A 15,263-nucleotide genomic window follows, 5' to 3' on the forward strand; every position below is an offset into this window, starting at 1 on the left:
CGCAGCGGACCTTCGCCGGAGGAAGGACGACCATGCTTGGAAATCGCACGTCGCGCGCGGCCCTGTCCATGGCCTGCGCGGCGCTCCTGCTCGCTACCAGCGCCTGCGGGAGTGACGAGCCGAAGGACGCGGGCACCACCCAGGTCCGCCTCTACGGCACCGACGGCAACATGCAGAACTCCTTCGCCGCGGAACTCAAGGACCGGGCGAATCTCCTCAACGGCATGAAGGGCACCACCCCGCTCACGCCGCTGCCGGAGAGCTTCAAGGAGCGGCTTCGCAACGTCAACCCGAAGCTGACGGACTATCTCTACTCCGCCGAGTCGTACGACGCCGTGGTGATCAGCGCGCTGGCGGCCCAGCTCGCCGGCACCACCGCGCCGGCCGAGATCGCCAAGCAGATCGTCGGCGTGACCACCGGCGGCCAGCGCTGCGACGAGGTGGCCGTCTGCCTCCAGCTCGCCCGTGCCGGCCAGGACCTGGAGTACCGGGGGGTGTCGCTGACCCGGGCCGGTTTCACCGACAACGGAGAGCCGGCCACCGCGAGCTACGGCACGCTGCACTTCGACAACCAGCAGCTCGACGACGCGAAGACCGAGTTCGTCGGCGCCGGCGAGGAGTCCGGGGCGAGCACCAAGACCCCGCCGCGCGGCCGTAAGCCCCGCGCCGGCAAGGCGAAGGACGCGCCGCTGGTGCTCGGCGGCCTGCTGCCGAAGACCGGTGACCTGGCGTTGGCGTACCCGCCGATGGCCGCCGCGGTCACGCTCGCGGTCAACGAGATCAACGCCGGCGGCGGGGTGCTCGGCGAGCCGGTGAAGTTCGTCGAGGGCGACGACGGCACCAACCCGGCGGTGGCGAAGGCGACCGTGGCCACGCACGTCGCCCAGGGCATCCCGGTCATCATCGGCGCCGGCGCGTCCGGCATCTCCCGGGCGGTGCTGCCGGACGTGGTGGCCGCCGGGCGGATCCTCTTCTCGCCGTCGAACACGGACGCGGGGCTGAGCACCGTGGACGACAAGGGGCTCTACTTCCGCACCGCCCCGCCGGACAGCCTCCAGGGCCGCGCGCTGGCCGATGTGATGCTGCGGGACGGCCCCCGCAAGATCGTGCTGCTGGCCCGTAAGGACTCCTACGGCGAGGGCCTCCAGGAGAACGTGCGGGCCGAGCTGGAGAAGGCCGGGGTCGGGGCGGACCGGGTCAAGCTGCTGACCTACGTGCCACCGGACGACCCGAAGACGCCCGTCGACTTCACCGGCATCGCCGGGGACATCAAGAGCTTCGGCCCGGAGGCCGTGCTGGTGATCGGATTCGGCGAGTCGGCGACCGCGATCACCGCGCTGGCCGACGCCGGGGTGCAGATCCGGAACTGAGCCCGACGATCATCGAGGGCCGCGCCGGGACTTTCCGGTGCGGCCCTCGGCGTTCGCGGGTTCAGCGCGCCCGGCGTCGCTCCAGGAACTCGGTCATCCGCCGGTGCTTCTCCTCGTCCTCGAAGAGCACCGCCTGGCTCAGCAGGTCGAGCTGCGGGTGCGCGGCCGGCGGCGCGTCCACCGCCAGCTTGGTCAGCCGCAGCGCCAGCGCGGAGCCCTTGGCCATCTCGTCGAGCAGGCCGTGGGCGGTGGGCAGCAGCTCCGCCGGGTCGTCCACCACCCGGTTCACCAGGCCGATCCGCAGCGCCTCGTCGGCGTCCACCCGCCGGCCGGTGAAGAGCAGCTCCTTGGCCCGGGCCTCGCCGATCAACGCCGGCAGCCGGTAGGTCGCGCCGGCGCCGGCCAGAATGCCCAGCCGCACCTCGGGCTGACCGAAGACCGCCCGGCCCGTGCACACCCGAAGATCGCAGGCGTACGCCAGCTCGGCGCCGCCGCCCAGCGCCGGGCCGTCGACGGCCGCCACGGTGGGCATCGGCAGTGCCCGGATGCGCGCGAAGACGCCCTGGTTGATGGCGGCCAGCGCGTCCAGCCGGCCGCGTTCGCGGAGCTGCCCGATGTCGGCGCCGCCGGCGAAGATGCCCGCCGCCCCGCCGGTGAGCAGCATCAGCCGGGGATGCGCCTCCAACCCGGCGCAGACCGCGTGCAGCTCGCCGACCAGGTCGGCGTCGATCGCGTTGCGTTTCTCCGGCCGGTCCAGCGTGACGACGAGCCGGTCCGGCAGTTCCTCGATCCGCAGCCCGCTCATTGTTTGACGCCGCCTTCCCAGGTGTAGAAGCCCTGACCGGACTTCTTGCCCAGCCTGCCGGCGGCGACCATCTCCACCAGCAGCGGCGGCGGCGCGAAGCGGTCGCCGTACGCGGCCTGGAGCGTCCGCGCGATGTCGAGTCGGACGTCCAGCCCGACCAGGTCGGTCAGCTCCAGCGGGCCCACCGGGTGCCGGTAGCCGAGCACCATCGCCTTGTCGATGTCGGCCGGGGCGGCCACCCCGTCGGCCACCATCCGGATCGCCTCCAGGCCGAGCGTGACGCCGAGCCGGGAGGTGGCGAAGCCGGGCATGTCGCGTACCACGACGGGGTCCTTGCCCAGCCGGGCGGCGAGCGCGACGGCCGCTTCGGTGGTCTGCGGCGCGGTGGCCGCGCCGACCACGACCTCCAGCAGGGCCATCGCCCAGACCGGGTTGAAGAAGTGCAGCCCGAGGAAGTCCGCCGGGCGGTCCAGCCCGTCGGCCAGCTCGGCGATCGGGATGCTGGAGGTGTTGCTGCCGAGCAGCGCCGGCCGGCGGCCCTCGGCCTGGCGGAGCACGGCCCGCTTGAGGTCGAGGCGCTCCGGGACCGCCTCCACGATCACGTCCGGTCCCTCGGCCACCTCGGCCAGCCCGGCCCGCAGGGTCACCCGGACCCGGTTGGCGGTGGCCGCCTCGGCGGTCAGCTTGCCCCGCTGCACGGCGCGGTCCCACAGCTCGCCGAGCCGCCGGACCGCGTCGGCCCCCCGGTCGGGGTCCACCTCGACCAGTTCGACCGCGTACCCGGCGCCGGCCGCCACGTACGCGATGCCGAGACCCATGGTGCCGGCCCCGACGACCACAAAACGACCACTCATCGTCTCCCCTCGCCGCGGCGGTGGCGCGCGGGGTCTCCGCCGCGCCGGGCCGGCCGCTCGCTCGTCCCTGGATGCGACCCTATGCAGGGCGGACCCGCCGGGCATGCGTGGGGGCCGGCCGGATGGGGTAAAGACCGGCGTCAACGCCGAAGGAAGGAACGAGATGAGCCAGGCACCGGAGAGCGCGGAGCGCACCGAGACGGTCGAGACGCGCGGTGACGAGCGGGTGGACCTGCTTCGTGCGGACACCAACAACGACGGCAAGACCGACGTGTGGGTGGTGGACACCGACGGCGACGGCAAGGCCGACCTGTTCCAGTTCGACACCGACGGCGACGGCAAGGTGGACATCACCATGGTCGACATCGACGAGGACGGCACGCCGGACGAGGTGGTCGACGGCGACGGCGGCCTCCCCCCGGAGGAGACCACCCCCACCGTCCAGGTCTGAGATACAAGGAGGGGGCCCCTGTTAACGCCTGAGCGATAGCAGGGGCCCCCTCTTAACGTCTGAGCGCGAGTGTGGCGAGGTAGTACGGACGGTCGGTGTCGTCCACGTCGGTCAGTCGCCACGGGGAGCCGTGGACCAGCTCGGCGAACTCGTCGGGCGAGCACACCAGGTAGTCGAACCATTCGGTGCCGAGCAGCCGGTAGCGCAGCCGCAGCCGGAGCTGCCCGCCGAGCCGGCCGCGCCGCCGGTTCGCCTCGTGGTAGCCGGTGTGCACCGGATCGGTGGTGCCGTACGGGTCGGTGCCGTGCGCGATCACCCGCGCGCCGGGGCGGGCCAGCGCGGCGAGCGCGGCCAGCAGCGCGGGTGCGCGCTCGCGCCCCTCGAACAGGCCGAGGTTGTTGCCGAGCAGCAGGAACGTGTCGTAGCGCCGGCCGTCCGCGACGTGTTCGTCGACGGTGCCGTGTACCAGCTCGCGGACGCCCCGGTGGCGGCTGACGCGCAACGCGCCGAGCGAGGTGTCCAGCCCGGTGACCGACACGCCGCGCTCCTGGAGGTGCAGCGCGATCCGGCCGGCGCCGACGCCGACGTCGAGCACGTGCCCGTGCACCCGGTCGACCGCCCGGTGGTCGTGCGGCTGCCACTGCTGCGGCGGGTCCAGGTAGTGCCCGGCGGGCGCGCCGTTGACCAGCCCGTCGTCCCGTTCGATGATCTCGATGACCGGGCGTGGCAGCCGTCCACCGGCCATCGGCCGGGGGCCGACGCCGGTGGCCACCGCGTACGCGTCGCGGATCATCTCGCCGAACACGTCGCCGATCGTGGGCTCCCCGGTCATGGGTGCACGCTATCCGGGCTCGGTTCCGCCGTCGCAGCCGTATCCTGGGCGGCGTGACCGACCTGGACCGCCTGGCGGCGGAGAAGTACGTCCTGCTCACCACGTTCCGCAAGGACGGCCGGGCGGTGCCGACGCCGGTGTGGGCCGTGCGCGACGGCGACGCGTTGGCGGTGTGGACGGTGTCCGACTCCGGCAAGGTGAAACGGATCCGGCGGGACGGCCGGGTCACGGTGGCGCCGTGCGACGTGCGGGGCCGGCCGCACGGCGAGGCGGTGCCGGGGCACGCGACGATCGACGACCCGGAGAGCACGCGCCGGGTCCGTGGGCTGCTCAAGCGGAAGTACCGGCTGATCGGCCGGTTGAGCCTGCTGGGCAGCCGGTTGCGGCGGGGCGAGGGCGGCACGGTGGGGCTGCGGATCGTGCTGGACCCGACTGTCCCCGGACACGATTAAGGGCGGTGGCCCGTCGGCCGCCCGCCCCTGATCGGAAAGCTGTAAAACTCCGGTCGTCAGTCCCCCTGACGCTGCTGGGGGATCTGCCCCTGCAGCAAGGCCCGCACCTCCGACTCGCGGTAACGGCGGTGGCCGCCCAGGGTCCGGATGGCGCTGAGCTTGCCAGCCTTGGCCCACCGGGTCACCGTCTTCGGGTCGACACGGAACATCGACGCCACCTCGGCCGGTGTGAGTAGCGGCTCGGGTTCGTGCGTTCGCGATGCCATCGGGGTCACTCCTCCACATGTATAGACATCGGCCGGGGTCCCGCCGGCCGACGCGTCTCCCATGGTCCGGCTAGTCCCCGATGTCCGACATGGGCCGAACGGCTGAAGGTCCCTAGACGGACGGATGAACCATGCCCGATTTTTACGACTTTTACACTGCAGAAAGTACCTTAATAGGACTCATGATCACGGTTCGTGATGCGTCAATTACGAGACACTCTCGTAGTGCCCACCCGCGAAGGGGGCAAACCGGGTGTCAGTTGCAGCGTTCCAGGAGCTGCACCGCGCGCCAGCGGGCGACCAGCTTGTCGTACGCCGCCGAGGCCTCCTCGGCCTCGCCCCGGGACAACCCGGCGAGGCCCGCCGCGACCAGCTCGGTGGAGTCGTCGGCCGCCAGCGTCTCGTCCGGCAACAACTGCACCAGGCCGCCGTAGTCCAGCTCCACCACCGAACGCGGATGGAACTCCTCCAGCCAGCGGGCGGCCTCCTCGACCGCCTCGGTGATCGGCGCCTCACCGACCGACTTGCGCAGCACGGACAGCGCCCGGGACGAGCGGCGGCGGGCCTTGGAGATCTCCGTGCGGTAGCGCAGCGCGCGTCGTTCCGGCTCGGTGACCAGGTGCCGCTCACCGGCCTCGAACAGCACGAACCAGCGCAGCGGCACGCCCCACGTGGCGACCTGCTCGTGGACCCGGGGCACCCCGTGCTCCAGCACGCGCGCCCCGCTGCGCCAGTCCTCCACCACCGCCTTGGCCTGACCGGCCAGGACCGGCGGCACGAACGCGTCGGCGAGCACCGACGGCACCCCGTCGCGGGCGCTCAACGCCGCCTCGGCGACCCGGATCCGCAGGTTCCAGGGGCAGACCAGCAACGCGTCGTCGGATTCCAGCACGTACGCCTCGTCGGGCAGGTCGGGCAGCCGGGTCCAGCCCGCGCCGAGCGCCTCGATCACCGAGGTGCGCTGCCGGCCCGGTCCGTCCAGCGGGGCGATCGCCCGGCCCTCGCTGACGTATCGGCGCCAGTACGACTGCCGATCCCGGTCGAAGGCGGTCAGCGGCTCGTACACGCGCAGGTATGAAGCGAAGAGCGACGGCACGGCGCGATCCTCCCACGAGACGGGACCGTCCGTCGCCGTCGTCACACCGGCGGCGTGACGTGCGCGACAGTACGGTTCCGGCCGATATTAGGCTCAACGGCACCGGCACCATCCCGCCGGCGTGCCACCTCAGGTTCCGCGCCCCACAAGGGCGCACACCGACACAGGAGTCAGCCATGGGCGTATTCGCCAGCACCGACGACCCGTCATCCTCGGGTCACGAGCAGGTCGTGTTCTGCCAGGACAAGCAGTCCGGCCTGAAGGCGATCATCGGGATCTACTCCACCGCGCTGGGCCCCGCCCTCGGTGGCACCCGGTTCTACCCGTACGCCAGTGAGGCCGACGCCCTCGCCGACGTGCTCGACCTGTCGCGGGGCATGGCGTACAAGAGCGCCCTGGCGAACCTGGACCTGGGCGGCGGCAAGGCGGTCATCTGGGGCGACCCGGAGCAGCTCAAGAGCGAGGCGCTGCTGCGCGCGTACGGCCGCTTCGTGGAGTCGCTCAACGGCCGGTACTACACCGCGTGCGACGTCGGCACCGACGTCGGCGACATGGACACGATCGCCCGGGAGACCCGCTACGTCACCGGTCGCAGCGTGGCGCACGGCGGCGCGGGGGACTCCTCGGTCCTCACCGCCTGGGGCGTCTACCAGGGCATGCGGGCCGCCGCCGAGCACGTCTGGGGCAGCCCGACGCTGGCCGGCCGCCGGGTCGGCGTGGCCGGCCTGGGCAAGGTCGGCAAGTACCTGACCGCGCACCTGCTGTCCGACGGCGCGGAGGTCGTGGCGACCGACGTCAACCCGCGCGCCCAGGAGTGGGTACGCACCACCCACCCGCAGGTCACCCTGGTCGACGACACCGCCGCGCTGGTCGCGTCCGACATCGACGTGTACGCCCCGTGCGCGCTGGGCGGCGCGCTGAACGACGAGACCGTGCCGGTGCTACGGGCCAAGGTGGTCAGCGGCGCGGCGAACAACCAGCTCGCCCACCCGGGCATCGAGAAGGTGCTCGCCGACCGGGGCATCCTCTACACGCCGGACTACGTGGTCAACGCCGGCGGCGTGATCCAGGTCGCCGACGAGATCGAGGGCTTCAACTTCGAGCGGGCCAAGCAGCGTGCCACCCGGATCTTCGACACCACCCGGGAGATCCTGCGGCTCGCCGACGACGAGGGCGTTCCGCCGGCGGTGGCCGCGGACCGGCTCGCCGAGCGGCGGATGGCCGAGGTCGGCCGCCTGCGCACCATCCACCTGAGGTGAACCGGTGCCCGGGGGACGGGCGTCGGCCCACCCCCGGGCCGCACCCGGGTCCGACTTGGGCGTTAAGCTGATTTCGGTGTTTACGGAGCAGTTCGCCTGCTGTCACGGCCGGTCCCGGCATCCACTCCTTACCGGGTACACTGTGTGACGGCCGGAACACTGCGACGCGCAGGGCCGGTCGACGGTGACCCGAGGTGCCGAACGGTGGCATCCCCATGTACCGTAAGAGCCACGAGAGATGCCTGACGTCATCGGGGCCCGCCTTCGGGCTGCCCCGCATTCTGTGCGAGGGGGTCGAGCCATGGGGCGCGGCCGTGCTAAGGCCAAGCAGACGAAGGTGGCCCGGGAGTTGAAGTACCACTCCCCGAACACCGACCTAACCGCCTTGCAGCGTGAACTGGCGGGTAGTGGTAAGTCTGAGCACAACTTCGACGACGACTACAAAGAGTATGTCGACGACGATGACGAGGACCACGCGGACGACGATCCGGACCCCTGGGCCCGTCCGACCCGCTGACCTCCGGTCACATCTGAGCACGCGGTAGCCCCCGCGTGCTCACGTATGTGCTCAGCCGGAGCCGACGGAGCACCGACGATCAGGGACCTGCCGCACCGGGACGCCTCCCCGGCTGCGCCGGCAGGTCCTTGATCGCGGACCCGGCACTCAGCGCGGGCGGTTGTTCCAGTTGTAGAACGTCGGAATGTTCTCGAAGTGGTTCCACGCGCACACCGCGGTGCCGCCGTCCCCGCCCGGCGCCTCCGCCCGCAGCAGGCGTGCCGCCTCCGCCTCGTGGAGCAGCGCGGTCAGCCCCGCGGCAGCGTCCCGCACCCGGCCGGCGACCGTTTCCCGGTCGGTGTCACTGGTGATCTCGGGCATGCTCCAACACTCCCTCCAGTAGGCGGATCTTGCTGTTGCGGCAGTGCTCGGTCTCCGTACCGTCGAACCGCCCCTGCTCGAAGTAGCGGTTGGCGGCGTGGCCCCCGCCACAGAAACCGAAGTACGGACAGGACGCCCGGCACGCCTCCACGCCGGTGAGGAACTCGTCGACCCAGGGCGTCCGCCCGGCGCCGGCGAGGATCTCGCCCAGCGGGGTGACCAGCACGTTCCCGCTGCCGAAGTCGCCGTACCGGGGATCGGTGAAGCCGGCCAGCTCCGGCGAGAGCACCACCACCGAGCCGTCGTGGCCGACCGTCGGGATCGGGTCGAGCCGACGGGGCAGCAGCTCGTCCGCGGCACCGGCCAGCACCGCGCCGGCGTACCGCAGCGACCACTCCACCTCGCGCAGGTGGATCCGGGGATCCCGACGCCAGGCGGCGACCAGCTCGGCCCAGAACCCGGTCACCGCGACCGCGTCCCGCGCGTTCGTGCGGGTGTTGACCCCCTCGGTCTCCTCGATGTTCACGCCCAGCACCTCGCAGCCCAGGTCGAGGAAGTAGGCGTACAGCTCGGCCGCCAGGCCCGGCTCCGGCCGGGAGACCACCGCCAGGGCCGAGAACGGCAGCCCGTGCCGGCGCAACGCCGCCACCCCGGCCACGATCCGGTCGTACGCCGGCCGGCCGCCCCGGGTCACCCGCTCGGCGTTGCGCGCCCGCGGGCCGTCCACGCTCACGCTCACCCGCACCCGGTGCTCGGCGAAGAACGCGCACCAGGCGTCGTCGATCAGCGTGGCGTTTGTCTGCACGTGGTGCTCGACCTCCGCCCCGAACGGGGCCAGCAGCGCGGCCAGGTGCTCCCGGCCGGCCGCGAGCGGCTCCCCGCCGTGCCAGACCACCGAGCACCGCCCCCGGGCCGCCCACCGGTTCACCGACGCCGCCACCGCCTCGGCCACCGCCACCGACATCCGCCGGTCCGCCGCGCGCAGCGGCAGGTAGCAGTAGGCGCAGTCGAGGTTGCACAACGTGGTCGGCTGCATCACCACGTACGAGGGGACGGCGGCGATGCCGCGCATCCCTCCGGGCGTGCGTGCAGCCATCGAACCTCCCCCGCGCGCCGGAAAACCGAACCTTCAGGCTAGGCGGAGGCGGCCACTCGGGTGAACCCCCGATCAGGTGCCCGGCTGATCAGCGCAGGGTGACCAGCGCGATCAGCCCCGGGTGTGCTGCCCGACCATCTGCACGTTGCCGGAGCCCTCGATGATCTCGCCGGCCTGCCACGCGTCGACACCGCGACCGGTCAGGGTGGCCAGCGCCCGGTCGGCGTCCTCGGCGGCGACGATGGCGAACATGCCGACGCCCATGTTGAACGTCGACTCCATCTCCGGGTCCTCGATCCGGCCCTTGGACTGGATCAGGTCGAAGATCGGCTGCGGCTTCCAGGTCGACCGGTTGACCACCGCGTCGACGTGCTCCGGCAGCACCCGGACCAGGTTGCCCGGGATACCGCCGCCGGTCACGTGGGCCAGCGCCCGCACCTCGGCCTCGGCGATCAGCTTGAGGCAGTCCTGCGCGTAGATCTTGGTCGGGGTGAGCAGCTCCTCGCCAAGCGTGCGCTGGCGGCCGAAGTCCTCGATCACCACGTCCAGCCGCATCCGGCCGGCGCCCAGCAGCACGTGCCGGACCAGCGAGTAGCCGTTGGAGTGCAGGCCGGAGGAACGCATGGCGATCACCACGTCGCCCACCTCGACCCGCTCCGGGCGGAGGATCTCGCTCTCCTCCACCACGCCGACGCCGGTGGCCGAGATGTCGTACTCGTCCGGGCGCAGCACGCCGGGGTGCTCGGCGGTCTCGCCGCCCAGCAGCGCGCAGCCGGCGTACCGGCAGCCGTCGGCGATGCCGGCGCCGATCTCGGCGACCCGGTCCGGGACGACCTCGCCGGTGGCGATGTAGTCGAGCAGGAACAGCGGCTCGGCGCCGCAGGCGACCAGGTCGTCGACGACCATGGCGACCAGGTCGATGCCGACCGTGTCGTGGATGTCGAGCTGCTGGGCGATCACCAGCTTGGTGCCCACCCCGTCGGTGGAGGAGGCCAGGATCGGGCTCTTGTACTTCTTCGTGTCCAGCCGGAACAGGCCGGCGAAGCCGCCCAGGTCACCCATGACCTCCGGGCGCCGGGTCTGGCGGACCTTGGACTTGAGCAGCTCGACCGCGCGGTCCCCCGCCTCGATCGACACCCCGGCGTCGGCGTACGAGACCGAGCGTTTGCGCTGCGTGCGGCCGGACCCCGCCGACCAGGGCTGGCGGTCGCCGCCGGCGCCCGTCGGGCTGGATCCTGCGCCGCTGCGCTCGGACACGTGCGTCACGGTTCTCCCCTTTGTGGTTCCGCGGGGCCGGAACGCCGGACCCGCGTCGGTGGTGCTACGGGTGATGGGTCGGTGTGGCGACGAGCGGGCCGGTGGGCTCGGCCGCCTCGGCGACGACCCGGCGGCCCACTCCCTCGAGCACGTGCTTGCCGATCAGGTTCCCGGCCGGCAGTTCGATCGGGTACTCCCCATCGAAGCACGCCCGGCAGAGTCGGGTCTTCGGCTGCTCGGTCGCCGCGATGAGACCGGGCAGCGAGACGTAGCCCAGCGTGTCGGCGCCGATCGACCGCCGGATGCCGTCGTTGTCCAACCCGTTGGCCAGCAGCTCGGCCCGGGTGGCGAAGTCGATGCCGTAGAAGCAGGGCCAGCTGACCGGCGGCGAGGAGATCCGTACGTGCACCTCCAGCGCGCCCGCCTCGCGCAACAGCCGGACGATGGCCCGCTGGGTGGTGCCCCGGACGATCGAGTCGTCCACCACCACCAGCCGCTTGCCGCGGACGTTCTGCCGCAGCGGGTTCAGCTTGAGCCGGACGCCGAGCGCGCGCAGCGTCTGCGAGGGCTGGATGAACGTGCGCCCGACGTACGTGTTCTTCATCAGGCCCTGGCCGTAGGTGATGCCGGACTCCTCGGCGTAGCCGATGGCCGCCGGGGTGCCGGACTCCGGCACCGGGATCACCAGATCCGCCTCGACCGGGTGCTCCTTGGCGAGCTGGCGGCCGATCTGCACCCGCGCCGCGTGCACGTTCCGGCCGGCGATGGTGGCGTCCGGCCGGGCGATGTAGACGTACTCGAAGAGGCAGCCCTTGGGCTCCGGCGCGGCGAACCGGCTGGAGCGCAGCCCGTCCTCGTCGACGGCGATCAGCTCGCCCGGCTCCACCTCGCGGACCACGCTCGCGCCGACGATGTCCAGCGCGGCGGTCTCGCTCGCCACCACCCAGCCGCGCTCCAGCCGGCCGAGCACCAGCGGGCGCACGCCGTGCGGGTCACGCGCCGCGTAGAGCGTCGACTCGTCCATGAAGACGAAGCTGAACGCGCCGCGCAACTGCGGCAGCACCTCCAGCGCGGCCGCCTCGACCGAGAGGTCGGGCCGGCTGGCCAGCAGCATGGTGACCAGCGACGTGTCGTTGCTCGACCCGTCGGAGTCCAGGCCGCGGGCGGACACCTCGCGCTGCAACTCGGCGGTGTTGACCAGGTTGCCGTTGTGGGCCAGCGCGATCGTGGTGCCGGCGCTGGTGGCCCGGATCGTCGGCTGGGCGTTCTCCCAGGTGGAGCCGCCCGTGGTCGAGTAGCGCGCGTGCCCGATCGCGACGTGCCCGCGCAGGCTGGCCAGCGTCGGCTCGTCGAACACCTGGGCGACCAGGCCGAGATCCTTGTAGACCACCACACCGGAGCCGTCGCTGACCGCGATGCCCGCGGCCTCCTGGCCGCGGTGCTGGAGGGCGTAGAGCCCGAAATAGGTAAGGTTCGCGACTTCCTCGCCGGGCGCCCAGACACCGAAGACGCCGCACGCGTCCTGGGGGCCGGGTCGCTGGGGGTCAAGGTCGTGGCTCAGCCGGCCATCGCCTCGGGGCACCTGCCGCTCCCTCGTGCTGGGGGGTCTGGACTGGCCTGGCGGAGTCGGGGGGCAGCTCCGCACCGTGGGCCGGGACCGTCGTCGGCCACCAGTGTACGCGAACCCGCGTCGCCACCGACAGTCACGAGGTGCCCGCTGAGCGTGGCTCGGAACGCCGGTGCCGGACGGTTAAATCGGGAGGTACGCGGAGAGGTCGGCGCGGTTGCCGGAGACCCGGACGCGACCCTCGGTGACCGCCTCCGCCCAGCCGAGCCGGCCGGTGGCGATCGACAGCCAGGTGCCCGGGTCCATCTCCACCACGTTCGGCGGGGTGCCGCGGGTGTGTCGTGGCCCGGCCACGCACTGCACCGCACCGTAGGGTGGGACGCGCACCTCCACCGATCGGCCGGGCGCGCGCTCCGCGAGGGCGACCAAGAGCATCCGGACCGCCTCCCGGAGCACCGGCCGTTCGGGCGTACGCCCCTCGTCCAGTGCCGCCAGAGCGGTGAGCACCGAGTCGGAATAAGCGTGCGGAGAGGACACGACGGGACGATACGACCCGGCAGAAGGCGGCCCGACGCCGGCCCTGGGTAGAGATGATCCGGTCAGACAAGGCATAGTTGCCGACGGCGTAATTCGTACCGTGAGTGATCAACCCGGCCGGACCGGCCGGCGGGAAGATCAGACCCGGAAGGCGGTGGACGTGTCCACACACCGACGTGCCTGGAAGCATCGGGCCGGTGTGGTCGTAGCGCTGATCTTCGGCGCCCTGCTCACCGTCCCCGCCACACCCGCCCTCGCGGCCGACGTCAGCGTCTCGCCGGGCTCGGTCACGGTCAACGCCGGCAGCGACACCACAGTGACCGTCCGGGTCACCCCCGGCGAGGGTGACCAGAACGCGCAGATCGGCATCACCGGCCTGCCCTCCGGTGTCAGTTGCGTCTCCGGCTGCGGCCAGGTCAACTTCGCGCCGGGCAACCCGATGCCCAAGACGCAGCTGCTCACCATCCGCGCGAACGACAACGCCGGGGACGCCAACGGCTCGGTGACCGTGCAGGTGCAGCCGGACAAGTCCGACGCGGCGACCGGCAACTTCAACCTCACCGTCAAGGGCAAGGCCGCGCCGCCGCCGTCGCAGCAGCCGCAGACCGTCAAGACGGTTTCCGGCAAGGTGGTCGACTCCAACGGTGAGCCGATCTCCGGCGCGCTCGTCATGCTGCGCGACAGCGCCGGCAAGGAGCGCCGGACGAACACGAACGGCAGTGGCAACTTCAGTTTCGGCGGCTCCGCCGACAACCCGATCGCGCCGGGCCGCATCGACCTGGGCGCCTCCGCGGACGGTGCGACCCCGAGCGCCAAGTCGATCAACGCCAACGCCGGCCAGTCCGTGACCGGGCTGCGGATCAGCGTGGCGGTCAAGGCGTCGGCGAGTCCGAGCGCGACGCCCTCGGCCAGCGAGTCCGCCCCGCCGTCCGAGGAGGTCACCGATGAGGAGACCACCGACGGCCCGGCCACCGAGGCCCCGGCCGCCCAGCAGCCGACCGCCGGCGAGGACTCCGGCGGCTTCGGCAACTGGCTGCTGATTCTGCTCGGCGGCCTCTTCGTCGCCGTCGGCGTGGGCACCATCGTGCTGCTCTACATGCGGCGCAAGAACGACGAGGGCGACGGCGACGGTCCCGACGGGCCGGGCGCTCCGGGTGGCCCCGGCGGCGGTGCGGCGGGCGCGGTCCCCGCGGCCCACGGTGCCTACCGGGGCGTGGACGACCAGACCCGGGTGGTCAACGGCATGGGCGCCGGGCCGGCTCCGACCATGGTCGGGGGTGCCGCGATGAGCGAGGCGCCGACCATGCTCCAGCGACCGGTGGTGGACGACGTCCCGCCGGACCCGTACGGTGCGCCCCCCGGGCCCGCGTACGGCGTCGGGGCGGGACAGGCCGGCTACGGCTACGGCGACGACGCCCCCGGTCAGGGCGGCTACGGCTACGGCAACGCGCCCTCGTCGGGCGGCGGTTACGGCAACGGCCCGTCCTCCGGTGCCGGCTACGGCAGCCCCGACTACGCGGCCGGTGCTGCCGGGGCAGCCGGCTACGCCGCGGCCCAGGGCGGCGGCGGGTACGCAGGCGAACGTTTCGACGAGCCCACCGGCCGCTACACCGGCGACAGCACCCAGTACGCGCCGGCGGCCGACCCGTACCCGACCAGCACCTACCAGCCGGAGCAGGGTCGGGGCTACGACCAGCCCGGCCCGGGTCAGTACGGCCGGGGCGCGGAGCAGGCCGACGGCTACGGCGCCGGCGGTGGCTACGGGGCCGCGTCCGGCGGCTACGACGGCAACCCCGCCGGTGGATACGACGGCGGCCGGCAGCAGAACGGCTACGGCGACGCCCCGGGATACGGCGACAGCCGGCCGGGTGGCGGGTACGGTGACGCGCCCACCGGCGGCTACGGCGGTGCGCCGACGGGGGGTGGCTACGACAACGCCCCCGCCGGCGGCTACGGCGACGCCCCGGGCTCGGGCTACGGCGACAGCCGCCCGGGTGGCGGCTACGGCGACGCGCCCACCGGCGGCTACGACGGCGGCCGGCAGCAGCAGGGCGGCTACGGCGACGCCCCGGCCGGCGGCTACGGCAGCCACCAGGGTGGCGGCTACGACGGCCGGCAGCCGGGTGGCTACGACGGCGGCACGGCCGGCGCGGCCTACGGCAACGCCCCCGGTGGTTACGACGGCGGTCACCAGCAGGGCGGCTACGACCAGCAGGGCGGCTACGACCAGCGCGGCGGGTACGGCCAGCAGGGCGGATACGGTCAGGAGCCGCCGCAGCAGCGCGGTCCCGGCTACGACAGCAACCAGGCCGGCTACCCCGACGATCCGGCGCAGGCCGGTCGGGGCCGTGCGGACGGTACGTCGGATCGGGGCGGGCGACGCCTCGACTGGCTGGACGACTGACCCACTTTCTCCGCGCCACCGTGGCCGTCCGGCACTCGCCGGGCGGCCACGCTCGTCAGGTCACCGGAGCGTCGGTCCATCAGCCCAAGATCTTGGTACGGCACGGCCCCTCCGGGGCGCGGTCTCGTACCAAGATCTTC

Annotated in this window: 16 protein-coding genes; 6 read left to right on the forward strand and 10 right to left on the reverse strand. The window is 72.7% G+C overall.

Annotation, left to right across the window (positions count from 1 at the left end):
- The first annotated feature begins 32 nt into the window (after window positions 1-32).
- Window positions 33-1,370, forward strand: a complete 1,338-nt coding sequence (locus C8054_RS18140) for an ABC transporter substrate-binding protein (protein ID WP_107157976.1) — start codon at window positions 33-35, stop codon at window positions 1,368-1,370.
- 61 nt (window positions 1,371-1,431) lie between these two features.
- Here C8054_RS18140 and C8054_RS18145 read toward each other — a convergent pair whose 3' ends face one another.
- Both C8054_RS18145 and C8054_RS18150 read right to left on the reverse strand, forming a co-directional pair.
- On the reverse strand, window positions 1,432-2,175 hold the full coding sequence (locus C8054_RS18145) for an enoyl-CoA hydratase/isomerase family protein (protein ID WP_107157977.1): 744 nt from the start codon (window positions 2,173-2,175) through the stop codon (window positions 1,432-1,434).
- Window positions 2,172-3,029: a 3-hydroxyacyl-CoA dehydrogenase family protein gene (locus tag C8054_RS18150; RefSeq protein ID WP_107157978.1), complete on the reverse strand. Its 858-nt coding sequence runs from the start codon at window positions 3,027-3,029 to the stop codon at window positions 2,172-2,174. The genes C8054_RS18145 and C8054_RS18150 overlap by 4 nt, the downstream gene beginning before the upstream one ends.
- Before the next feature lie 163 nt (window positions 3,030-3,192).
- Between C8054_RS18150 and C8054_RS18155 the strand changes: the two genes are divergently transcribed.
- Window positions 3,193-3,480 (forward strand): hypothetical protein, encoded by a 288-nt coding sequence (locus C8054_RS18155; RefSeq protein ID WP_107157979.1) that lies wholly within the window; start codon window positions 3,193-3,195, stop codon window positions 3,478-3,480.
- A gap of 52 nt (window positions 3,481-3,532) precedes the next feature.
- On the opposite strand, the gene C8054_RS18160 is transcribed toward C8054_RS18155, so the two are convergent.
- Entirely contained in the window at window positions 3,533-4,312 is a 780-nt protein-coding gene (locus tag C8054_RS18160) for a bifunctional 2-polyprenyl-6-hydroxyphenol methylase/3-demethylubiquinol 3-O-methyltransferase UbiG (RefSeq protein ID WP_107157980.1), read from the reverse strand.
- Window positions 4,313-4,365: 53 nt separating this feature from the next.
- Between C8054_RS18160 and C8054_RS18165 the strand changes: the two genes are divergently transcribed.
- A complete protein-coding gene (locus C8054_RS18165) occupies window positions 4,366-4,764 on the forward strand; it encodes a PPOX class F420-dependent oxidoreductase (protein ID WP_107157981.1) in 399 nt (132 codons plus the stop codon).
- Window positions 4,765-4,820: 56 nt separating this feature from the next.
- On the opposite strand, the gene C8054_RS18170 is transcribed toward C8054_RS18165, so the two are convergent.
- Together C8054_RS18170 and C8054_RS18175 are read right to left on the reverse strand one after the other, a co-directional pair.
- Window positions 4,821-5,030: a BldC family transcriptional regulator gene (locus tag C8054_RS18170; protein WP_007073996.1), complete on the reverse strand. Its 210-nt coding sequence runs from the start codon at window positions 5,028-5,030 to the stop codon at window positions 4,821-4,823.
- Window positions 5,031-5,286: 256 nt separating this feature from the next.
- Window positions 5,287-6,126 carry a hypothetical protein gene (locus tag C8054_RS18175; protein WP_107157982.1) on the reverse strand — a complete coding sequence of 280 codons (840 nt, stop codon included), beginning with the start codon at window positions 6,124-6,126 and terminating at the stop codon, window positions 5,287-5,289.
- Window positions 6,127-6,302: 176 nt separating this feature from the next.
- Here C8054_RS18175 and C8054_RS18180 point away from each other — a divergent pair, with 176 nt between their 5' ends.
- Both C8054_RS18180 and C8054_RS18185 read left to right on the forward strand, forming a co-directional pair.
- The gene (locus C8054_RS18180; protein WP_107157983.1) at window positions 6,303-7,385 is read left to right on the forward strand and encodes a Glu/Leu/Phe/Val dehydrogenase; all 1,083 of its coding nucleotides are present in this window, start codon (window positions 6,303-6,305) and stop codon (window positions 7,383-7,385) included.
- 301 nt (window positions 7,386-7,686) lie between these two features.
- A complete protein-coding gene (locus C8054_RS18185) occupies window positions 7,687-7,902 on the forward strand; it encodes a DUF3073 domain-containing protein (protein ID WP_107157984.1) in 216 nt (71 codons plus the stop codon).
- A gap of 147 nt (window positions 7,903-8,049) precedes the next feature.
- Here the strand turns inward: C8054_RS18185 and amcA are convergent, their stop codons facing one another.
- The 5 genes from amcA to C8054_RS18210 all read right to left on the reverse strand — a co-directional run bounded on the left by amcA (window position 8,050) and on the right by C8054_RS18210 (window position 12,689).
- A complete protein-coding gene (gene amcA / locus C8054_RS18190; protein ID WP_107157985.1) occupies window positions 8,050-8,262 on the reverse strand; it encodes a multiple cyclophane-containing RiPP AmcA in 213 nt (70 codons plus the stop codon).
- On the reverse strand, window positions 8,243-9,334 hold the full coding sequence (gene amcB, locus C8054_RS18195) for a cyclophane-forming radical SAM peptide maturase AmcB (RefSeq protein ID WP_199199836.1): 1,092 nt from the start codon (window positions 9,332-9,334) through the stop codon (window positions 8,243-8,245). The genes amcA and amcB overlap by 20 nt, the downstream gene beginning before the upstream one ends.
- Before the next feature lie 135 nt (window positions 9,335-9,469).
- Entirely contained in the window at window positions 9,470-10,624 is a 1,155-nt protein-coding gene (gene purM, locus C8054_RS18200; RefSeq protein WP_107157987.1) for a phosphoribosylformylglycinamidine cyclo-ligase, read from the reverse strand.
- Between the two features lie 55 nt (window positions 10,625-10,679).
- Window positions 10,680-12,197, reverse strand: coding sequence for an amidophosphoribosyltransferase (purF, locus tag C8054_RS18205; protein ID WP_107157988.1), 1,518 nt, complete (start codon window positions 12,195-12,197; stop codon window positions 10,680-10,682).
- A gap of 168 nt (window positions 12,198-12,365) precedes the next feature.
- Window positions 12,366-12,689: a sterol carrier family protein gene (locus C8054_RS18210; protein ID WP_107157989.1), complete on the reverse strand. Its 324-nt coding sequence runs from the start codon at window positions 12,687-12,689 to the stop codon at window positions 12,366-12,368.
- 190 nt (window positions 12,690-12,879) lie between these two features.
- On the opposite strand from C8054_RS18210, the gene C8054_RS18215 reads away from it, so the two are divergent.
- On the forward strand, window positions 12,880-15,123 hold the full coding sequence (locus C8054_RS18215) for a carboxypeptidase-like regulatory domain-containing protein (protein WP_107158023.1): 2,244 nt from the start codon (window positions 12,880-12,882) through the stop codon (window positions 15,121-15,123).
- Window positions 15,124-15,263: the final 140 nt, after the last annotated feature.

Source organism: Micromonospora sp. RP3T, from assembly GCF_003027925.1.
Taxonomy (GTDB): domain Bacteria; phylum Actinomycetota; class Actinomycetes; order Mycobacteriales; family Micromonosporaceae; genus Micromonospora.

Coding starts and splice junctions, on each gene's coding strand:
- C8054_RS18140 (WP_107157976.1), top strand. CDS start 33: ATGCTTGGAAATCGCACGTCGCGCGCGGCCCTGTCCATGGCCTGCGCG.
- C8054_RS18180 (WP_107157983.1), top strand. CDS start 6,303: ATGGGCGTATTCGCCAGCACCGACGACCCGTCATCCTCGGGTCACGAG.
- C8054_RS18155 (WP_107157979.1), top strand. CDS start 3,193: ATGAGCCAGGCACCGGAGAGCGCGGAGCGCACCGAGACGGTCGAGACG.
- C8054_RS18160 (WP_107157980.1), bottom strand. CDS start 4,312: ATGACCGGGGAGCCCACGATCGGCGACGTGTTCGGCGAGATGATCCGC.
- C8054_RS18150 (WP_107157978.1), bottom strand. CDS start 3,029: ATGAGTGGTCGTTTTGTGGTCGTCGGGGCCGGCACCATGGGTCTCGGC.
- amcB (WP_199199836.1), bottom strand. CDS start 9,334: ATGCGCGGCATCGCCGCCGTCCCCTCGTACGTGGTGATGCAGCCGACC.
- C8054_RS18145 (WP_107157977.1), bottom strand. CDS start 2,175: ATGAGCGGGCTGCGGATCGAGGAACTGCCGGACCGGCTCGTCGTCACG.
- amcA (WP_107157985.1), bottom strand. CDS start 8,262: ATGCCCGAGATCACCAGTGACACCGACCGGGAAACGGTCGCCGGCCGG.
- C8054_RS18170 (WP_007073996.1), bottom strand. CDS start 5,030: ATGGCATCGCGAACGCACGAACCCGAGCCGCTACTCACACCGGCCGAG.
- C8054_RS18185 (WP_107157984.1), top strand. CDS start 7,687: ATGGGGCGCGGCCGTGCTAAGGCCAAGCAGACGAAGGTGGCCCGGGAG.